This window comes from Paramesorhizobium leguminum, from assembly GCF_003217235.1.
GTDB classification, from domain to species: domain Bacteria; phylum Pseudomonadota; class Alphaproteobacteria; order Rhizobiales; family Rhizobiaceae; genus Paramesorhizobium; species Paramesorhizobium leguminum.
On record NZ_QJTF01000009.1, the window covers coordinates 28835 to 44993 of the forward strand.

General features: G+C 61.5%; 11 protein-coding genes. 5 read left to right on the plus strand and 6 right to left on the minus strand.

The window, feature by feature from the left end:
* Positions 1-93 precede the first annotated feature (93 nt).
* A complete protein-coding gene (locus C7477_RS09295; protein WP_110751390.1) occupies positions 94-1809 on the plus strand; it encodes a heparinase II/III family protein in 1716 nt (571 codons plus the stop codon).
* Positions 1810-1955: 146 nt separating this feature from the next.
* Positions 1956-3572: a bifunctional phosphoribosylaminoimidazolecarboxamide formyltransferase/IMP cyclohydrolase gene (gene purH, locus C7477_RS09300; protein WP_110751392.1), complete on the plus strand. Its 1617-nt coding sequence runs from the start codon at positions 1956-1958 to the stop codon at positions 3570-3572.
* A gap of 134 nt (positions 3573-3706) precedes the next feature.
* Here the strand turns inward: purH and C7477_RS09310 are convergent, their stop codons facing one another.
* The 5 genes from C7477_RS09310 to C7477_RS09335 all read right to left on the minus strand — a co-directional run bounded on the left by C7477_RS09310 (position 3707) and on the right by C7477_RS09335 (position 12784).
* Positions 3707-5083, minus strand: coding sequence for an MFS transporter (locus C7477_RS09310; RefSeq protein WP_110751553.1), 1377 nt, complete (start codon positions 5081-5083; stop codon positions 3707-3709).
* A gap of 229 nt (positions 5084-5312) precedes the next feature.
* Positions 5313-10124 (minus strand): NAD-glutamate dehydrogenase, encoded by a 4812-nt coding sequence (locus tag C7477_RS09315; RefSeq protein WP_110751394.1) that lies wholly within the window; start codon positions 10122-10124, stop codon positions 5313-5315.
* Positions 10125-10490: 366 nt separating this feature from the next.
* Entirely contained in the window at positions 10491-11126 is a 636-nt protein-coding gene (locus C7477_RS09320) for a TPM domain-containing protein (RefSeq protein ID WP_110751396.1), read from the minus strand.
* 12 nt (positions 11127-11138) lie between these two features.
* Positions 11139-11945: a TPM domain-containing protein gene (locus tag C7477_RS09325; protein ID WP_110751398.1), complete on the minus strand. Its 807-nt coding sequence runs from the start codon at positions 11943-11945 to the stop codon at positions 11139-11141.
* Positions 11946-12154: 209 nt separating this feature from the next.
* The gene (locus tag C7477_RS09335; protein WP_110751555.1) at positions 12155-12784 is read right to left on the minus strand and encodes a LemA family protein; all 630 of its coding nucleotides are present in this window, start codon (positions 12782-12784) and stop codon (positions 12155-12157) included.
* Positions 12785-12942: 158 nt separating this feature from the next.
* Between C7477_RS09335 and C7477_RS09340 the strand changes: the two genes are divergently transcribed.
* The 3 genes from C7477_RS09340 to C7477_RS09350 all read left to right on the plus strand — a co-directional run bounded on the left by C7477_RS09340 (position 12943) and on the right by C7477_RS09350 (position 14884).
* Positions 12943-13203: a hypothetical protein gene (locus tag C7477_RS09340; protein ID WP_110751402.1), complete on the plus strand. Its 261-nt coding sequence runs from the start codon at positions 12943-12945 to the stop codon at positions 13201-13203.
* A 60-nt stretch (positions 13204-13263) separates the two neighbouring features.
* Positions 13264-14148, plus strand: coding sequence for a pyridoxal kinase PdxY (pdxY, locus tag C7477_RS09345; RefSeq protein WP_110751557.1), 885 nt, complete (start codon positions 13264-13266; stop codon positions 14146-14148).
* 61 nt (positions 14149-14209) lie between these two features.
* Positions 14210-14884 (plus strand): carbonic anhydrase, encoded by a 675-nt coding sequence (locus tag C7477_RS09350; RefSeq protein ID WP_110751404.1) that lies wholly within the window; start codon positions 14210-14212, stop codon positions 14882-14884.
* 155 nt (positions 14885-15039) lie between these two features.
* On the opposite strand, the gene C7477_RS09355 is transcribed toward C7477_RS09350, so the two are convergent.
* Complete coding sequence (locus C7477_RS09355) at positions 15040-15840, minus strand: lytic murein transglycosylase (protein ID WP_110751559.1); 801 nt, start codon at positions 15838-15840, stop codon at positions 15040-15042.
* Positions 15841-16159 lie beyond the last annotated feature (319 nt).

Here is a 16159-nt window from a genome sequence, read left to right on the forward strand (position 1 = left end):
CATAACGTATGGTTAACAAAAGCTTTACTATTAGTGAAACATAAATTGCAAAAAGCAACACACCCCGCCGCGGGGGACAAGGAGAACAAACGCGTGACGGTCGCGCTCAGCGAAACGCCGCATCTCTGGGGGCTGGCTGCCGCGCAAATGTGGCGGCGCATGCGCCGGCGCGTCCGCATGGGTCCGCTCTTCCGCTGGCGTTTCACCGGCTTCACGCCGGAGCGCGTGCTGATAGCCCCGCCGGATTTGCGCATCGCCGATCCCCAGATCGCCCAGGAATTCTACCACGGCCGCTTCTCGCTGGCCGGTCGCACGGTCGAAACCGGCGGCCGCTCGCCTTTCGCTATTGAGCCGCCAACGGTCGCGTGGGAAACGGCGCTGCATAATTTCAGCTGGCTGCGCCACTTGCGCGCGGCCAACAACGAGCTTGCAACGGTCAATGCCCGCGCCCTCGTCGATGACTGGATCGCGCTGCATGGCCGGCGCATGGGGGGCGCTCCCTGGGCGCCCGATATCACCGCCCAGCGGATCATCGCCTGGCTGCAGCATTCCAATCTCATCCTTGCCGGGGCGGAACTTCCCGCCTACCGCAAATTCATGCGCTCGCTCGCCGTACAGGTCCGTTATCTCAGAACCGTGGCGGCAGTCATGGATGATGGCGAGGAAAAACTCCGGGCGCGCATCGCGCTCGCCTTCGCCTCGCTTGCACTTCCCGTTTCCCCCGCGACCGCCCGTGCCGCGCGGCGACATCTGGAGCACGAGCTGATCCGCCAGATCCTGCCTGATGGCGGCCACATCTCGCGCAATCCAATGACCCTCCTGGAACTGCTGGCCGACCTGCTGCCTCTGCGCCAGACCTATGCCAACGGCGCCGAGGCACCCCCGAAGGCGCTCATCGAAGCGGTCGAACGCATGTTGCCGGCGCTGCGTTTCTTCCGCCATCACGATGGCAGCCTGGCGCTTTTCAACGGCGTCGGCCCGACATTGCCTGAGCGCATCATCGCCGTGCTCCGCCATGACGAGACGGCGGGCTCGCCGCTCGCCCATGCGCCGCATTCGGGCTATGAGCGGCTTTCCATGGGTTCCACAACCGTCATTGCCGACACCGGCCTGCCCCCGCCCGTCACCGCCTCGCGCGATGCCCATGCCGGCTGCCTCGCCTTCGAGATGTCATCGGGCCGGCAGCGCTATATCATCAATGCCGGCATCGACCGGTATGGCCCACCTGAATTCCGCCCGCTCGGACGCTCCACCGCCGCCCATTCCACCGCGACCGTCAACGACACGTCGTCATGCCGGTTCAGCCTCAGCAGCGGCCTTTCCAACATGCTGGGCACGCCGATCATCGCCGGCCCGACAAAGGTGCCGATCAAGCGCATCGAAGGCATGGACCAACAGGGCTTCATCGCCCGGCACGATGGCTATGCCAGGCTGTTCGGCATTTATCATGAACGCTCCATCGTGCTCTCGCATAATGGCAGCGTCATCGAAGGCCGCGACCGTTTCGTGAGCGCGGGCGACAAGCCCCCCCGTGCCAACGGTCGCGACAACATTACCATCCGGTTTCATATTCACCCCACGGTGGATATCTCGGTCGATGAGGATGGCCTCCTGATCATGCGCGCCGAACGCGATGATACGTGGGCGTTTTCCACCGTCGAGGTTGCGCCGGAACTCGACGATTCAATCTTCTTCGCCGGCTTCCGCGGCCCGGTGAGAACGAAGCAGATCGTTCTCTCATTCCCGGCATCGGAACTCCCCGAGGTCAACTGGCGCTTCACCCGCATCGCGCTGGGCAGCTACGTTTGAACGGTGCCTGTTGTTCTCTTCACTCGGGCAAAAAGTGCGAGGACGAGAGCAAACAGTGTCAAGCCGGCAGCAAGAGGATAGGATTCCATGGCCGCCTGTGCTAACCCGCCGCCTATCCCCATTCCCTCGACGTAGAGACCTGTTCCATGGCTGTCACCTCCAAGAATATCCCCGCCCCCGATATGCGTCCCGTGCGCCGCGCGCTTCTGTCCGTCTCCGACAAGACCGGCCTGATCGACTTCGCGCGATCGCTGGAGAAGCACGGCATCGAGATCATCTCCACTGGCGGCACCGCGAAGGCGATTGCGGCTGAGGGAATAAAGGTGCGCGATGTCTCCGATATCACCGGCTTCCCCGAAATCATGGATGGCCGCGTCAAGACCCTGCATCCCGCCGTCCATGGCGGCTTGCTGGCGGTGCGCGACGACCCCGAGCACGCCGCCGCGATGGAGGCCCATGGCATCGGCGGCATCGATCTGGTCGTCATCAACCTCTATCCGTTTGAGGAGGTGCGCGAGCAGGGCGCCGACTATTCCACCATTGTCGAGAACATCGATATCGGCGGCCCGGCGATGATCCGCGCCGCCGCCAAGAACCACGCCTATGTCGCCATCGTCACCGATCCCGGCGATTATGCGAAGGTTCTGGCCGAGCTCGATACTCATCAGGGCTCGCTTCCTTACGCCTTCCGCCAGAAGCTGGCGGCCGAAGCTTTCGCCCGCACCTCCGCCTACGATACCGCCATCGCGAAATGGTTTACCCGTGAGACGTCGCTGGCAGCGCCCGCCTGGCGCGCCGTCATCGGCAAGCTCCATCAGGAAATGCGCTATGGCGAAAATCCGCATCAGTTGGCTGGCCTGTATCTGACAGGCGAGAAGCGCCCTGGCGTCGCCACCGCGACGCAGCTTCAGGGCAAGCAGCTTTCCTATAACAATATCAACGATACCGACGCTGCCTTCGAACTGGTGGCTGAATTTGATCCGGCCCGCACCGCCGCAGTCGCCATCATCAAGCACGCCAACCCCTGCGGCGTGGCGGAAGGCGAGACGCTGAAGGACGCGTATCTGAACGCGCTCGCCTGCGATCCCGTCTCCGCCTTCGGCGGCATCGTCGCGCTGAACCGCACGCTCGACGCGGAAGCGGCGGAAGAAATCGTCAAGGTCTTTACCGAGGTCATCATCGCGCCGGATGCGACGGAGGAAGCCAAGGCCATCGTCGCCGCCAAGAAGAATTTGCGCCTGCTGGTGACGGGCGGCCTGCCCGACCCGCGCGAGCCGGGCTTCGCCGTCAAGACCGTGGCCGGCGGCTTTCTCATGCAAACCCGCGACAACGGTGTCATCGATGATCGCCATTTGAAGGTGGTGACGAAGCGCGCGCCGACGGACAAGGAAATGGCCGACCTGAAATTCGCCTTCCTCGTCGCCAAGCATGTGAAGTCGAACGCCATCGTCTATGTCAAGGACGGCTCCACCGTCGGCATCGGCGCGGGCCAGATGAGCCGGGTGGACTCCTCACGCATCGCCGCGCGCAAAGCGGAGGATGCCGCAGAAGCCGCAGGCATTTCCGAACCGCTGACCAAGGGCTCGGTCGTCGCCTCCGACGCCTTCTTCCCCTTCGCCGACGGCCTCATCTCAGCCATCGAGGCCGGAGCGACGGCGGTCATCCAGCCGGGCGGCTCGATGCGCGACGAGGAGGTGATCGCCGCTGCCGATGAGCATGGCATTGCCATGGTCTTTACCGGGATGAGGCATTTTAGGCATTAAGCAAAATTGAAATGCCGATGGGACAGTACCCCCCTCTGGCCTGCCAGCCATCTCCCCCTCAAGGGGGGAGATTATGCCTTCATCAACGTTCGGCACCAATCGCAGACGTTGCAGAATGAAGGCCGAGGATTGTGTCAGCCAATCTCCCCCCTTGAGGGGGAGATGCCCGGCAGGGCAGAGGGGGGTACCTCACTTCTCTCCACCGCCGGATACGGCGTCCCCGCAAGCATCACCAATCCCGCAACAAAAAACACGACCAGCACCGCCATTCCGAGGCGCGGCGAGCCGCTCAAGGCCGTCACGCTTGCGACGAGAAATGGCCCGAGGAAGCTCGTTGCCCGACCCGCAAGCGCGTAAATGCCGAAATAGCGGCCCGCTTCCTTGGCGCTGACGCTGCGTGCCAGATAGGAGCGCGACGAGGCCTGCACAGGACCAAACGCGATGCCGATAAAGACGCCGAACACCAGGTAGGCCCGCTCCGCGGCGGTGGCGAACAAGCCGCCGTGATCCTCGCCGGAAAGGCGTAAAAGTCCGAACAGCGTATAGTCGCGCCCGGTGGAAACGATGCCGATGGTGGCCAGAAGAAGCAGCACGAGCGACAGCATCACCACCGCTTTCGAGCCTAAGGCGACGTCTATCCGGCTCGCCGCGAGGCACCCGAAGATCGCCACCACGTTGAGGATGATGCCGAACAGCCCGATCTCGGTGATCGACCAGCCGAACATCGCCGCCGCAAACCCGCCGCCGAGCGCCAGCAGCGCATTGACGCCGTCCTGATAGATCATCCGGGCGATGAGAAACCGGAATATATTGGCCCGCTGCCGTACCTCGCCGAGCGTTTCCTTGAGTTCGCTCAAACCCCGTTTCACCGCAAGCCCAAGCGACAACCGCCTCTTCTCATCCGGCGTGAACAGGAACATCGGCAGGATGAAGACGAGATACCACAGCGCCGAAATCGGCCCCGCCGCCCGCGCATCCTCGCCCTTCGCGGGATCGAGCCCGAACAGCGGCTCAATCCCGATGATCGTCTTGCCCGTCTGCGGCGAGGCGGCGAGGCACGTGACGATGAAGATCAGCACGATCATGCCGCCGAGATAGCCGAGCCCCCAGGCGATATTGGAGATCCGCCCGACCTCGTCTTTCGAGACGAGCCGCGGCATCATGGAATCGTTGAAGACGATGGAAAATTCCGCCGCGACCGAGGCGCAGGAAAAAGCGATCAGCACCCAGAACAGGCTGGAGCCGGGCGCGGCAAACCACAGGAGCATGAGGCTGACGATCTGGATTGCAGAGAAGAAGGCAATCCACGGCTTGCGTGCGCCGGTCTGGTCGGCAATCGATCCCAGAACCGGCGAGAGCACGGCGATGACCAGTCCCCCAAGCGCGACCGCATATCCCCATGCGGCCTGCCCCACCGCCGGATCGGCGGCCATCCGGGAAATGAAATAAGGGCCGAAGATGAATGTCGTGACGACGGTGAAAAAGGGCTGCGCCGCCCAGTCGAACAGCATCCAGCCCCATATGCCGCGCTGGTCCGCGCGCGCGGGTATTGTTTCGGTGATTGCCACCTGGAATGCCCCTCACCCTTACCCTCTCCCCGCCAGCGGGGAGAGGGGGACATAAAAGTCCCGCTCTATTTTTCTGCCAGGTGCAGGGGAACATGAAGGAGGCGGTATCGTCAATGCCTCCCTCTCCCCGTTCTTCACGGGGAGAGGGTAAGGGTGAGGGGCAATTTCAGCCCTACCCCACCAGATCAGACATCAACCCCGCCGCAACCGCAAGCCGCGAAACAGTCAGGTCTCCGCCTTCCACCAGTGCCGTCATGCGCTGCCGCGTTGCGTCCACCTGGGCATTTCCGCTTGTCAGCCATGCCGCCGCCGGGTTCTTCTCACCCCCGAAACGATTAAGCGCCGCCACCGCGATTGCCCGCGTGGCTTCGGCGATGGTGTCGTTGGCGCGTGCCAGCGCCATGCCGTCATAATAATCGGTAACGTGAATAGCCCGCGCCGCCTCTTCCACCCGTCCGATGCGGAAAGCCTCGGTGATAGTGAAATAGGCCTTGGCAGCCGCAATGAGATCCGAGTTCGCCCGATGCGCGATAAGTGCGATGTCAGGTACGACGGACGCGATCTGCAACCGGGCAAGCCGCGTTGCGAGCGCCTCGGATGCGCCCTTCCCCTCCAAACTCGCAGCATCATCTGAGACGACACCAGCCATGAACTCAGGCAGCAGCTTGCCCAGGCGCGGCTCGATCGCGCGGCGAGCATTGCGGATCGCCTCCACGAATTCGCCGAGCGAGGCGCTGGAATTATGGTTGCGCAGAACCCAGGCGGTCGTTCGGTGCAGCATACGCGAAACCTGTGCATAGAACTCATTCTGCACCGTGCCGGGCACCTGATTATCGAGCGCGTCGATGGCGTCATAGAGACCGCCCAGCTCGAAACCGTCACGCACAGCCACATAGGCGCGGATAATTTCAGCAGGCGTCTTGCCGGTCATGTCCTGCAACCGGCTGACGAATGTGGGACCGCCGCGATTGATCGCATCATTGCCCAGAAGCGTGGCGATGATATCCCGTTTCAGCCGGTGGCCGGCAATCTCCGCCGCATAGGGCTTTACCATCCGTTTCGGAAAATAGCCGAACAGTTCCGGCTCGAAATAGGGCTCATCCGGCAGGTCGCTGTCCACGATCTGCTGCACCAGCACCAGCTTGGCATAGGCGAGCAGCACTGCCAGTTCCGGCCGTGTGAGCGGTTCCCCGCGCGCTTCTCGCTCAGCCAAGGCATGATCATCGGGCAAATATTCGATCCGGCGATCGAGCAGTTTCTGCCTTTCCGTATCCTTCATGAACCGCGCCTGGTAGGGCAGGTCCGCCAGCCCGCGCCGTTCGCTAAGCGAGATCGCCAGCGTTTGCAGATAATTGTTGCGCAGCACCAGCGCCGCCACCTCATCTGTCATAGCCGCGAGAAGCTTGTTGCGCGCCGGACGCTCCAGCCTGCCCGAACGCATCGCCGCCGCCAGCGCGATCTTGATATTCACCTCGACGTCGGACGTGTTGACCCCAGCCGAATTGTCGATGGCGTCGGTATTGCAATGGCCACCGAGCAGGCTGAACTCGATACGCCCGCGCTGAGTGACCGCCAGATTGGCGCCCTCGCCGAGAACCTTGGCGCGCACCTCGCTCCCCGTTATGCGGATTGCGTCATTGGCGCGGTCCCCCGCCTGTGCATCGCTCTCCGTGCTGGCACGAATATAGGTGCCGATACCGCCGAACCAGAGGAGATCGACCGGCGCTTTCAGGATCGCGTTGATCAGTTCCAGCGGCGTGACATCCGTCTTGGCGATGCCGATGGCCTGCGCCGCCTGCGGCGACAGCGTGATTGTTTTCAGGGTACGCGAATAGACGCCGCCGCCCTCGGAAATTTTCGAGCGGTCGTAATCCTGCCAGCTCGAACGCGGCAGATCGAACAGCCGCTGACGCTCGGCGATCGATGTTTCCGCATTGGGGGTCGGATCGATAAAGATATCGCGATGGTCGAAAGCGGCGATGAGCTTGGTTTGCGGGGAAAGCAGCATCCCGTTGCCGAACACATCGCCCGACATGTCGCCGACGCCGACGACAGTGAAAGGCGTCGTCTGGATATCGGTGTCCATCTCGCGGAAATGCCGCTTCACCGCTTCCCAAGCGCCGCGCGCGGTGATGCCCATCTTTTTATGATCGTAACCCGCCGACCCGCCCGAGGCGAAGGCATCGTCAAGCCAGAAATCATCCGCCTGGCTGATGGCGTTCGCCGTATCCGAGAAGGTCGCGGTGCCCTTGTCGGCGGCGACGACGAAATAGGGATCGTCCCCATCGTGCCGAACGACGTCATGCGGATGCGTTACGCGTCCATCGATGATATTATCGGTGATGGAGAGTAGCGTCGAAATGAAAATGATATAGGCCTGCCTTCCCGCCTCGAAGATTGCGTTGCGGTCGCCGGCCGGCAACCGCTTGGGATAAAACCCGCCCTTGGCTCCAACAGGTACGATCACCGCGTTCTTCACCTGCTGCGCCTTGACGAGGCCCAGAACCTCGGTGCGATAATCCTGCGGGCGATCCGACCAGCGAATGCCGCCGCGCGCCACCGGACCGAAGCGCAGATGCACGCCCTCCACATCAGGCCCATAGACGAATATCTCGCGCCATGGACGCGGGTCCGGCAATCCGTCTATTTGATGCGGATCGAGCTTGAAGGCGAGCGTTGTACGCGGTGAACCATCCGCCGCCGGCATGAAGACATTGGTGCGCAGCGTCGCCTCGATGAGATTGAGGAAGCGGCGCACGATCTGGTCGTCGTCAAGGCTCGGAACCGATTGCAGCTCCAGATCGATCTCGTCGCGGAACTTCTTTTCCGCGTCCGCCTTCTTGTCCTCGCCCGCGCGCGCCGGATTGAACCTCAGATCGAAGAGGTTGTGAAGATTGCGAGCGATTGCCGGATAGCGATTGAGCGCGGCGGCAATGAACTCTTGCGGATAGGCGATGCCGGCCTGCCGAAGGTAACGGCCATAGGCGCGCAAGATCATGATTTCGCGAACTGACAGCCGCGCTGTTTGTACCAGCGCGTTGTAACCATCGTCATCGACGGTCTCGTTCCATATGGCGCGGAAGGCCTCCTCCAGAAGAGCGCCGTCGTCGCGCAGATCGACCGGGACCGAAAAGGCGTTGACGAGTTGCATGTCATGCACATGCACCCTGCCCCCATCCGCGCCGGACAGATGGCCGGGAAGATCGAACGTCTGCTCACTGATTACCCGGAAGCCCATGTTCTCAAGAAGCGGCACGCGCTGCGAAAGTGCCAACGCCGCGCCATAATGATAAATCTTCAGCGATACCGTGTCCGGCCCATCGCCGGGGTGCTTGTAGAAATCCACGTAAAGCGGATTTTCCGGTGAAAGCGTCGCGATACGCCCGGCATCGACCAGCGCCTCCTCTGGCCTGAAACTGTCGCGATAGGAATCGGGAAAACCGGAGGCCAGCGCCACGATGCTGGCTCCGCCGGGGATGGCAGGCCCCTCGAATGATTCCGCTGCTTCCTGCACCGCGTCTTCCCACGTGCGCACGATCGCGCGGATTTCCGCTTCCAGTGCTTCGCGCGTCACCTCAGGCGTAGCGCCGTCGTCACGCCAGACGATGAAGTGGATGCGCGCCAGTGACCCTTCGGGAAAGGACGGGTGGTAGTCGACACCCTGCCCGTCATAGACGCGCAGGAGATATTGACGGACCTTCTCACGCACGATCGAATCGTAGCGATCGCGCGGCACATAAACCAAAACCGAGACGAAACGCCCGAATGGATCGATGCGCGGAAGGACCCGTATGCGTGGCCGCTCGCCCAGCGCCAGAATGCGTTCCGCATTGGCCTCCAGCGTTTCGATATCGACCTGAAACAGTTCGTCGCGCGGATAATCCTCCAGCACGTTGATCAGCGCCTTGCCGGAATGGTCCTGCGGATTGAACCCCAGCCGCTTGATGACCGCATCCACCTTGGGACGCAGATAGGGGATCTTCATGACCGAGCGCGTATAGGCAGTGGAGGTGAAAAGGCCGACGAACCGCAATTCGCCGGTGACGTCACCGGACTTGTCGAACAGCTTGACCCCAACATAATCGAGATACCCGCGCCGGTGCACGCGCGCGCGCGTATTCGCCTTGGTTACGATAACGGCTTCCGGCCCGTCGAGAAACGCAAACGTCTCGCTCGTCGCCGTCGTGCCCGCGCCGTGGCGGCGCAGGACGCGCACGGAGGGATCGCTCAAGATTCCCAGCTGCGGCTTGTCGGCATGGACGAGCTCGCGCTTCTTGCCCTTGCGCCGGTAATCATATTCGCGCAAGCCCAGGAAGGTGAAATTGTTGTCGCGCAGCCATTCGAGGAATTCGATGGCCTCCGCCACATTCTTCTTCTTTCCCGGCGGCGGATTGGTCTTATATGCCTCGATCGCCTTGTCGAGGCGCGCCAGCATCGGCTTCCAGTCCCGAACGGCGGCGCGCACCTGACCGAGCACTGTCTTGAGCGCGCCGGAAAGTTCCTCACCGACAGCATGGTCCAGCGCCGGCAGGTGAATCTGGATGACGCTGACGCGATCCGTACCCTTCGGTTCGGGACCGGGCGCCTCGCCATGTATACTGATGCCGCCCTTGCCATGCGTCACATCGAGCACCGGGTGCAGCACCATATAAACCGCATTCACCCGCTCAGCTATTTCTCCCAAAACCGAATCGAGCAGGAAGGGCATGTTGTCATTGACCAGCGTAACGATCGTCACCGGCCGTCCGGCGCGAAGCACTTTGTTGGCGCTGCTGACCGAAACAATGCTATCGCCCTTGCGAAATTGGGTAAGTTCCGCAAATGCCAGACGCGTGGATTCATTGAGGGCGGCGCTATCGTACTCGGCAAGATCTTCCGGAGGCGCCCATTCGAACAGAAGAGTCGCGAACTCTTTCAGCGCCTCCTTGTCGTTCCCCTTGTCCGCGATTCCCCCGACTTCTTGCTGCCTGGCTGACACTTCCATACTCCCGTGGGAAAGAAATTTCTCGCAAACCTATCAGATTGGCTTGCCGTGGCGACCCATAACTGCCTTCGAACGGTGAACTTCGCGTGACAAAGCAAGAAAATGAGCCGGAAAAAGATGAAAGCGAACGAAAAAACGTCTTCTCACGAGAGATGGAGTGGCAGGTAGCGGCTTCGGAAGCGTTGAGGCATGGATTCCTGTGACAAGCACAGGAATGACGAGGTTGGCTAAAGCTACCTCTGCAACTCCTCTCGGAAAGACAAATCACCCACTTCGTCACCCCACTCCGTCATTCCTGTGCTTATCACAGGAATCCATGCCTCAACATTTCCACCCCGACAACGGTTCACGAACTGCTCTACCCCCTCACAACTCCACCACATGATCGCCCAGCTCGTTCGGGTTCCCCCTCTTCGCCGGGAAATACCGGGCTAGCAGCTTGCCGGCTTTTTCTATGCCGACAACGAAACCGTCCGCCACTTCCTCGCGCGAGGCATGCTGGGTCAGGATGGAGACGATATCGTTCCAGTCCTTCTGCTGCACCTTGGCATTGATGCCCGCATCCGCGACAACTTCGGCATAGCGCTCCGCCAACGAGACGAACAGGAGAACGCCGGTGCGTTTCGACGTGACATGAATGTTGCGCGCCAGGAACTGCTGCATCGCGTTGAGGTGCGCGCGATGGTAGCGGATGCGATGCGGCACCAGCGCGAAGCGGATGGAAGGCACGAGCCAGATCACCAGGATGACGCAGATGAAGGCCAGCAAAATCGCGAGCCCGAAGAGCGGCAGCGAAATCTCGAACCAGTACCAATGCGCCAGAAACGCAGCGATAATCGAGGCAATGATCACACCGCAAGCGGCAACGAACCCGGCGGCGAAGAAATAATCGTCGCTGCGATGCGCCAAAACGGCGTAGATCTCACCGCTGGTCTTTTCTTCCGCGGTGCGGATCGTTTCCGCGATGCGGGCGCGATCGCCGGCGCTCAAGTATTTCTGCACGTATGTTCTCCCCTACCAGCTTCCCGATGCGCCGCCGCCGCCGGACGAGCCGCCGCCGCCCATGAAACCGCCACCGCCAAATCCTCCCCCGCCGCCGAACCCGCCTCCACCGAAGCCGCCCCCGCCCAGAAGCAGGCCGGTGCCGAACCCGGTAAGCGCGCCGCGGGCGGCGCTGTAGCGCCCCGGGGGGATCTTGCGCCCGAAGAGCCGCGCCACCAGTGAGGAAATGAGTCCGCCGAAGAAAATGAACAGCCAGAAGGCGAGGAAGATCATGGAACCCCAGTCGATCCCCCCGCCGGAAGATTGCGCCTGGGCGTCTTGTTGCGCTTGCGCCTTGATATCCGCGCCATCGCCGCCAAGCACGGCCAATATGCCATCGACCCCCTTGGAGATACCGCCAGAATAGTCGCCCTGCCGGAAGGCCGGGACGATGCCATTGCGGATGATGACGCTTGAAAGCGCGTCCGTCATCGTGCCTTCCAGGCCGTAGCCCACTTCGATGCGCACCTTGCGATCATTGGGCGCGACCACCAGGAGGATGCCGTTATTTTCCTTCTTCTGCCCGAGCGCCCAGCTGCGAAACAGCCGGTTCGAGAAATCATCGATATCATCGCCATCAAGGCTCGGCACGGTGACGACGGCCACCTGATCGGAGGTTTTCGCCTCGAAATCGGCAAGCTTTTGCTCAAGCGCGGCCCGCGTCTGCGGATCGATGACGTTGGCGTCATCGACCACCTGCCCCGTCAGCGCGGGCAGCGGCGCATCCGCCGCCGCGATGGCCGTGAGGGCGACAAGCGCCATCACGGCGCCCATCACCATACGAAGCCATCGTGCGGGTCTCTGGAAATGCCCCTCATCCGCCTGCCGGCACCTTCTCCCCGTGAAATACGGGGAGAAGGAAAAAGCGTCAACGCCTACCCCCCCCTCTCCCCGTTCTTCACGGGGAGAGGGTAAGGGTGAGGGGCAAACTGCGCCATGTATAAATGGCAAATCGCGCCACATCCGATCGATCACGGCAGCTCCGCCCGTCAGTTGTTGAATTTCACCGTAGGCGCCTGCTGTGCCTGTTCGCTGATCGAGAAGGTCGGCAAAGGCTTGTTGTCGTGGAACCAGATCAGCTTCCAAAGCATCGTCGGCAAGGTTTGCAGCGAAGTGTTATAAACCCGCACCGCCTCGATATAATCGCGCCGCGCCACCGCGATGCGGTTTTCAGTGCCTTCAAGCTGGGATTGCAGCGCCAGGAAGTTCTGGTTGGCTTTCAGGTCGGGATAGTTTTCCGCTATCGCCATAAGCCGTCCCAGGGCGCCGGTCAGATTGGCCTGGTTCTGCTCGAATTCCTTGAAAAGCTGCGGATTATTGAGCGCATCGGGCGGCAGTTGCACCGTCGCCTGCGTTGCCTTGGCGCGGGCATTGACTACATCGGTAAATGTTTGCTGTTCATGCGTGGCGTAGCCTTGCACCGTCGCCACCAGATTGGGGATCAGGTCCGTACGGCGCTGATACTGGTTCAGCACCTGGCTCCATGCCGCCTTGACCTGCTCTTCCTGGGTCGGGATGGTGTTGAAGCCGCACGCCGAGAGCAGCGGCGTCAACACCGCCAGCAGAAGCGCGGACAAAAGACGACGGCCAAAGGGCCGCGAAATGGTAACAGCTGTCATGCGTATCTCCTGATATCGGCTCTCGACGTTTTGATCCGGTGGCATGAAATGATAGTGCCATTCCGGCATGGTAATACGAGAGTAAGCACATTCAAGAAGAAAGAAGAAAACAGCAAATAATTTCCGTATAACCCAGAATAAAACAACCGCAGAGTGCAATGATGCAAGAACAGAAGAACAATGATGAAGGCCAGGCGGAAGCCCGCCGCATCCTCGACAGGATAAACCGCGAATCGGATCCCGACCACGGCATGGTCGCGCGCGGCTTCGAACGGGCGAAAAATCACCTTTCCGCTGCCGATGCAGACCAGGCGGATGCCATCGAAGTTTGGGGAACGCGTATCGGGCGCGTGCTCGGCCTGGTTCTGGTTGCCGCCGCGATCCTGTGGCTTTTGAGTTATCTCGGCAAACCCACTTGAGAACATCCTCTCCACCTGTCAGTTTAAGCGGACAATGATATTCCATGAGCAATGATCGCGATGCAGAATTCGCAAGCGTCTGATAGAAACGCCGTTCTCGTCATATCCAGCCATGTCGTGCGTGGTTCGGTCGGCAACCGCGCCGTCGTCTTCGCGCTGGAAACGCTGGGCCATCCCGTCTGGGCCGTGCCGACGGTGATCCTGCCTTGGCATCCGGGCCACGGTCCCGCCAAGCGTATCATACCATCGGAACAGGAATTCGACGATCTCATCGCTGATCTGGAGCGTGCGCCCTGGCTGGGAGAAGTCGGCGCCGTTCTGACCGGCTTCCTGGGTCAGGCGTCGCAAGCTGCAAGCATCGCGAGGCTTGTCGAAACCATCAAGACGAAGAACCCCAACGCGCTTTATCTCTGCGATCCCGTCATCGGCGATAAGGAAGGCCTTTACGTCTCCGAAGCCACGGCAAGCGCCGTTCGCGACCAGCTCCTGCCTTTGGCCGACATCGCGACACCCAACCGGTTCGAGCTCGCCTGGCTCACCGGCGTGCCGCTGGAGGACAACAAGACCATCATGGAGGCGGCGCTCGAGACCGGCCCCGCCACCATGCTCGTCACCTCCGCCGTGCCGATGATGACGGGGAGCACCGGCAATCTCCTGCTCACCCCGACCCTGGCGATGATGGCCGAGCATCGCCATGTCGATGGCCCCACCAACGGCCTTGGTGACTTGACCTCCGCCATCTTTCTCTCTCGCATCATGGCCGGTCTTCCGTTGGAGAAAGCACTACAGGCCACAACAGCGGCCGTTTTCGAGGTGATGGCGCGCGCGGCCAAGCGCGGCGCGGATGAACTGATGCTGGAGGCGGATTCCTCCAGTTTCTCCACCCCAATGGCCATGGTGCAGGTGCGTCGTCTCGTCCACCCCACCAAGGGACTACGAGCCTGATTGCGTCGCGCAGTCTTAAAACGATTTGATCTTCCGCAAACCGAGGGTTATTGGCTGAGCTATGAACGATCTTTCCGACAATGATCTTTCCGGCAACGGTCTTCCCCAGACGCTTCTTGCCGGTTACCGCAACTTCATGTCCGGGCGTTTCACGGATGAATCCTTGCGTTACCGGGAGTTGGCCGAAGGCGGGCAGACCCCGGAGACGATGGTGATCGCCTGCTGCGATTCGCGCTCGGCGCCGGAAATCATCTTTGACACTCGGCCCGGTGAGATTTTCGTGCTCCGCAATGTGGCCAATCTGGTGCCCCCCTACGCGCCGGACGGCGAATATCACTCCACCTCCGCCGCGCTCGAATTTGCCGTGCAGAGCCTGCACGTCAAACATATCGTCGTGCTCGGCCATGGCCGCTGCGGCGGCATCAAGGCGGCGCTCGATTCCGAAAGCGCCCCGCTTTCCCCCGGCGATTTCATCGGCCGGTGGATGAGCCTCGTGGCCCCCGCCGCGGAAGCCGTTTCGGCCAATACGCTGATGACCTCGGGCGAACGGCAGACCGCGCTGGAGCGCATCTCGATCCGCTACTCCATCGCCAATTTGCGCAGCTTCCCCTATATCGACGCGCAAGAGAAGAAGGGTCATCTCACCCTTCACGGCGCCTGGTTCGATATCTCCACCGGCGAATTGTGGGTCATGGACCGCAAGACGGGCGATTTTATCCGGCCGTCTTCGGAATAATCAGCACCAAGCGCCCTCGCCCTTCGAGGCTCTGTTCCGCTTCGCTCCACTCCGCACCTCAGGATGAGGGCTACTGGAACGCCAGCGCTCCTTCATCCTCATGGTGAGGCGCGAGCGAAGCGAGCCTCGAACCACGAGGATGAAGGGTCGGTCCCTTACCCGTCGATCTTGCTGCCAATAATCGCAATCGCCTTCTGGTAGACGCCGGCGTCGTTCCAGCCTTGAAGCGCGACGAAATTGGCATCGCCCTGCTGATAGCCGGCGCCCGGCTGCCAGCCATGGCCCCGCAGGAAATTCGCGGTGGAGGCAAGCGCATCCGCCTTGGAGCGGGCCATGTCGATATGTCCGTTGCCGTCGCCATCCACGCCGTATTTCAGCACATTGGCCGGCAGGAACTGCGTCTGGCCGATCTCGCCATGCGCGGCGCCGACCGCCGACGGAGCCAAATCTCCCTTGTCGATGAGCTTGAGCGCGGCATAGAGCTGGTTGGTGAAATAATCGGAACGGCGGCAGTCATAAGCGAGCGTCGCAACGGCGGAGAGCGTATTCTGATTGCCCATGAAGGCGCCGAAGCCGGTCTCCATGCCCCAGATGGCGATCAATGGCCCGGCAGGAACGCCATAGCGCTTCTCGATGCTGGCGAAGAGCGCGGCGTTCTGCTGCTTCAGGCCTTTGCCACGCTTGATGATGGTCTCGGCGCCGCGCTTCCTCATGAAATCGTCGAGCGAAAGCTTGAAGCTCTTCTGGTTGCGGTCGGCGTAGATCGTCTTGGTGGCGTACTGGGTGCCGCCGAGCGCGTTCAGCGCTTTGCTGCTGATGCCCTGCGCCGCGGCCTCCTGTTTGAAACCCTGCACCCAGGCCGGGTAGCCTGCGGCCGTGTTTCCGCATTGCGCGGCCTGAGCGGCGGCGACCGGCGCAAACACGACGGCCAATGCCGCCGCACAAAATGTGCTCATGCTGCCCTTGCGGAACAAGCGTGCCATTCCATTCTCCTCAATGATCGATTCTATTGCCTTTACCCGGCCCAAAACGGCCAATACACGAGGAAATTGCCCAAACCAAGCAGGAACAGAAAGCACCCACCGCTGAACTTGCTTCTTCTCATCAGCTTTTGTTACGCCACGCGGTTTTCGCGCAACACTTCTGCCCCGGGTGCTTTAGGGCTACGTGTCGGAAACGGTTGACTTTTGCCCGATTTTCCTCTTTAAGCGCCATGAAATCCGCGACGAGCCTTGTCTCCGAGCAGCCGACCGGGACCCATTTGGTATAAACAGA

What these genes read in the sequence shown, in the direction of transcription:
- purH (WP_110751392.1), top strand. Translation starts at nt 1,956, where the DNA reads ATGGCTGTCACCTCCAAGAATATCCCCGCCCCCGATATGCGTCCCGTG.
- C7477_RS09310 (WP_110751553.1), bottom strand. Translation starts at nt 5,083, where the DNA reads ATGCTGTTCGACTGGGCGGCGCAGCCCTTTTTCACCGTCGTCACGACA.
- C7477_RS09315 (WP_110751394.1), bottom strand. Translation starts at nt 10,124, where the DNA reads ATGGAAGTGTCAGCCAGGCAGCAAGAAGTCGGGGGAATCGCGGACAAG.
- C7477_RS09325 (WP_110751398.1), bottom strand. Translation starts at nt 11,945, where the DNA reads ATGGTGATGGGCGCCGTGATGGCGCTTGTCGCCCTCACGGCCATCGCG.
- C7477_RS09335 (WP_110751555.1), bottom strand. Translation starts at nt 12,784, where the DNA reads ATGACAGCTGTTACCATTTCGCGGCCCTTTGGCCGTCGTCTTTTGTCC.
- C7477_RS09340 (WP_110751402.1), top strand. Translation starts at nt 12,943, where the DNA reads ATGATGCAAGAACAGAAGAACAATGATGAAGGCCAGGCGGAAGCCCGC.
- pdxY (WP_110751557.1), top strand. Translation starts at nt 13,264, where the DNA reads ATGCAGAATTCGCAAGCGTCTGATAGAAACGCCGTTCTCGTCATATCC.
- C7477_RS09350 (WP_110751404.1), top strand. Translation starts at nt 14,210, where the DNA reads ATGAACGATCTTTCCGACAATGATCTTTCCGGCAACGGTCTTCCCCAG.
- C7477_RS09355 (WP_110751559.1), bottom strand. Translation starts at nt 15,840, where the DNA reads ATGAGCACATTTTGTGCGGCGGCATTGGCCGTCGTGTTTGCGCCGGTC.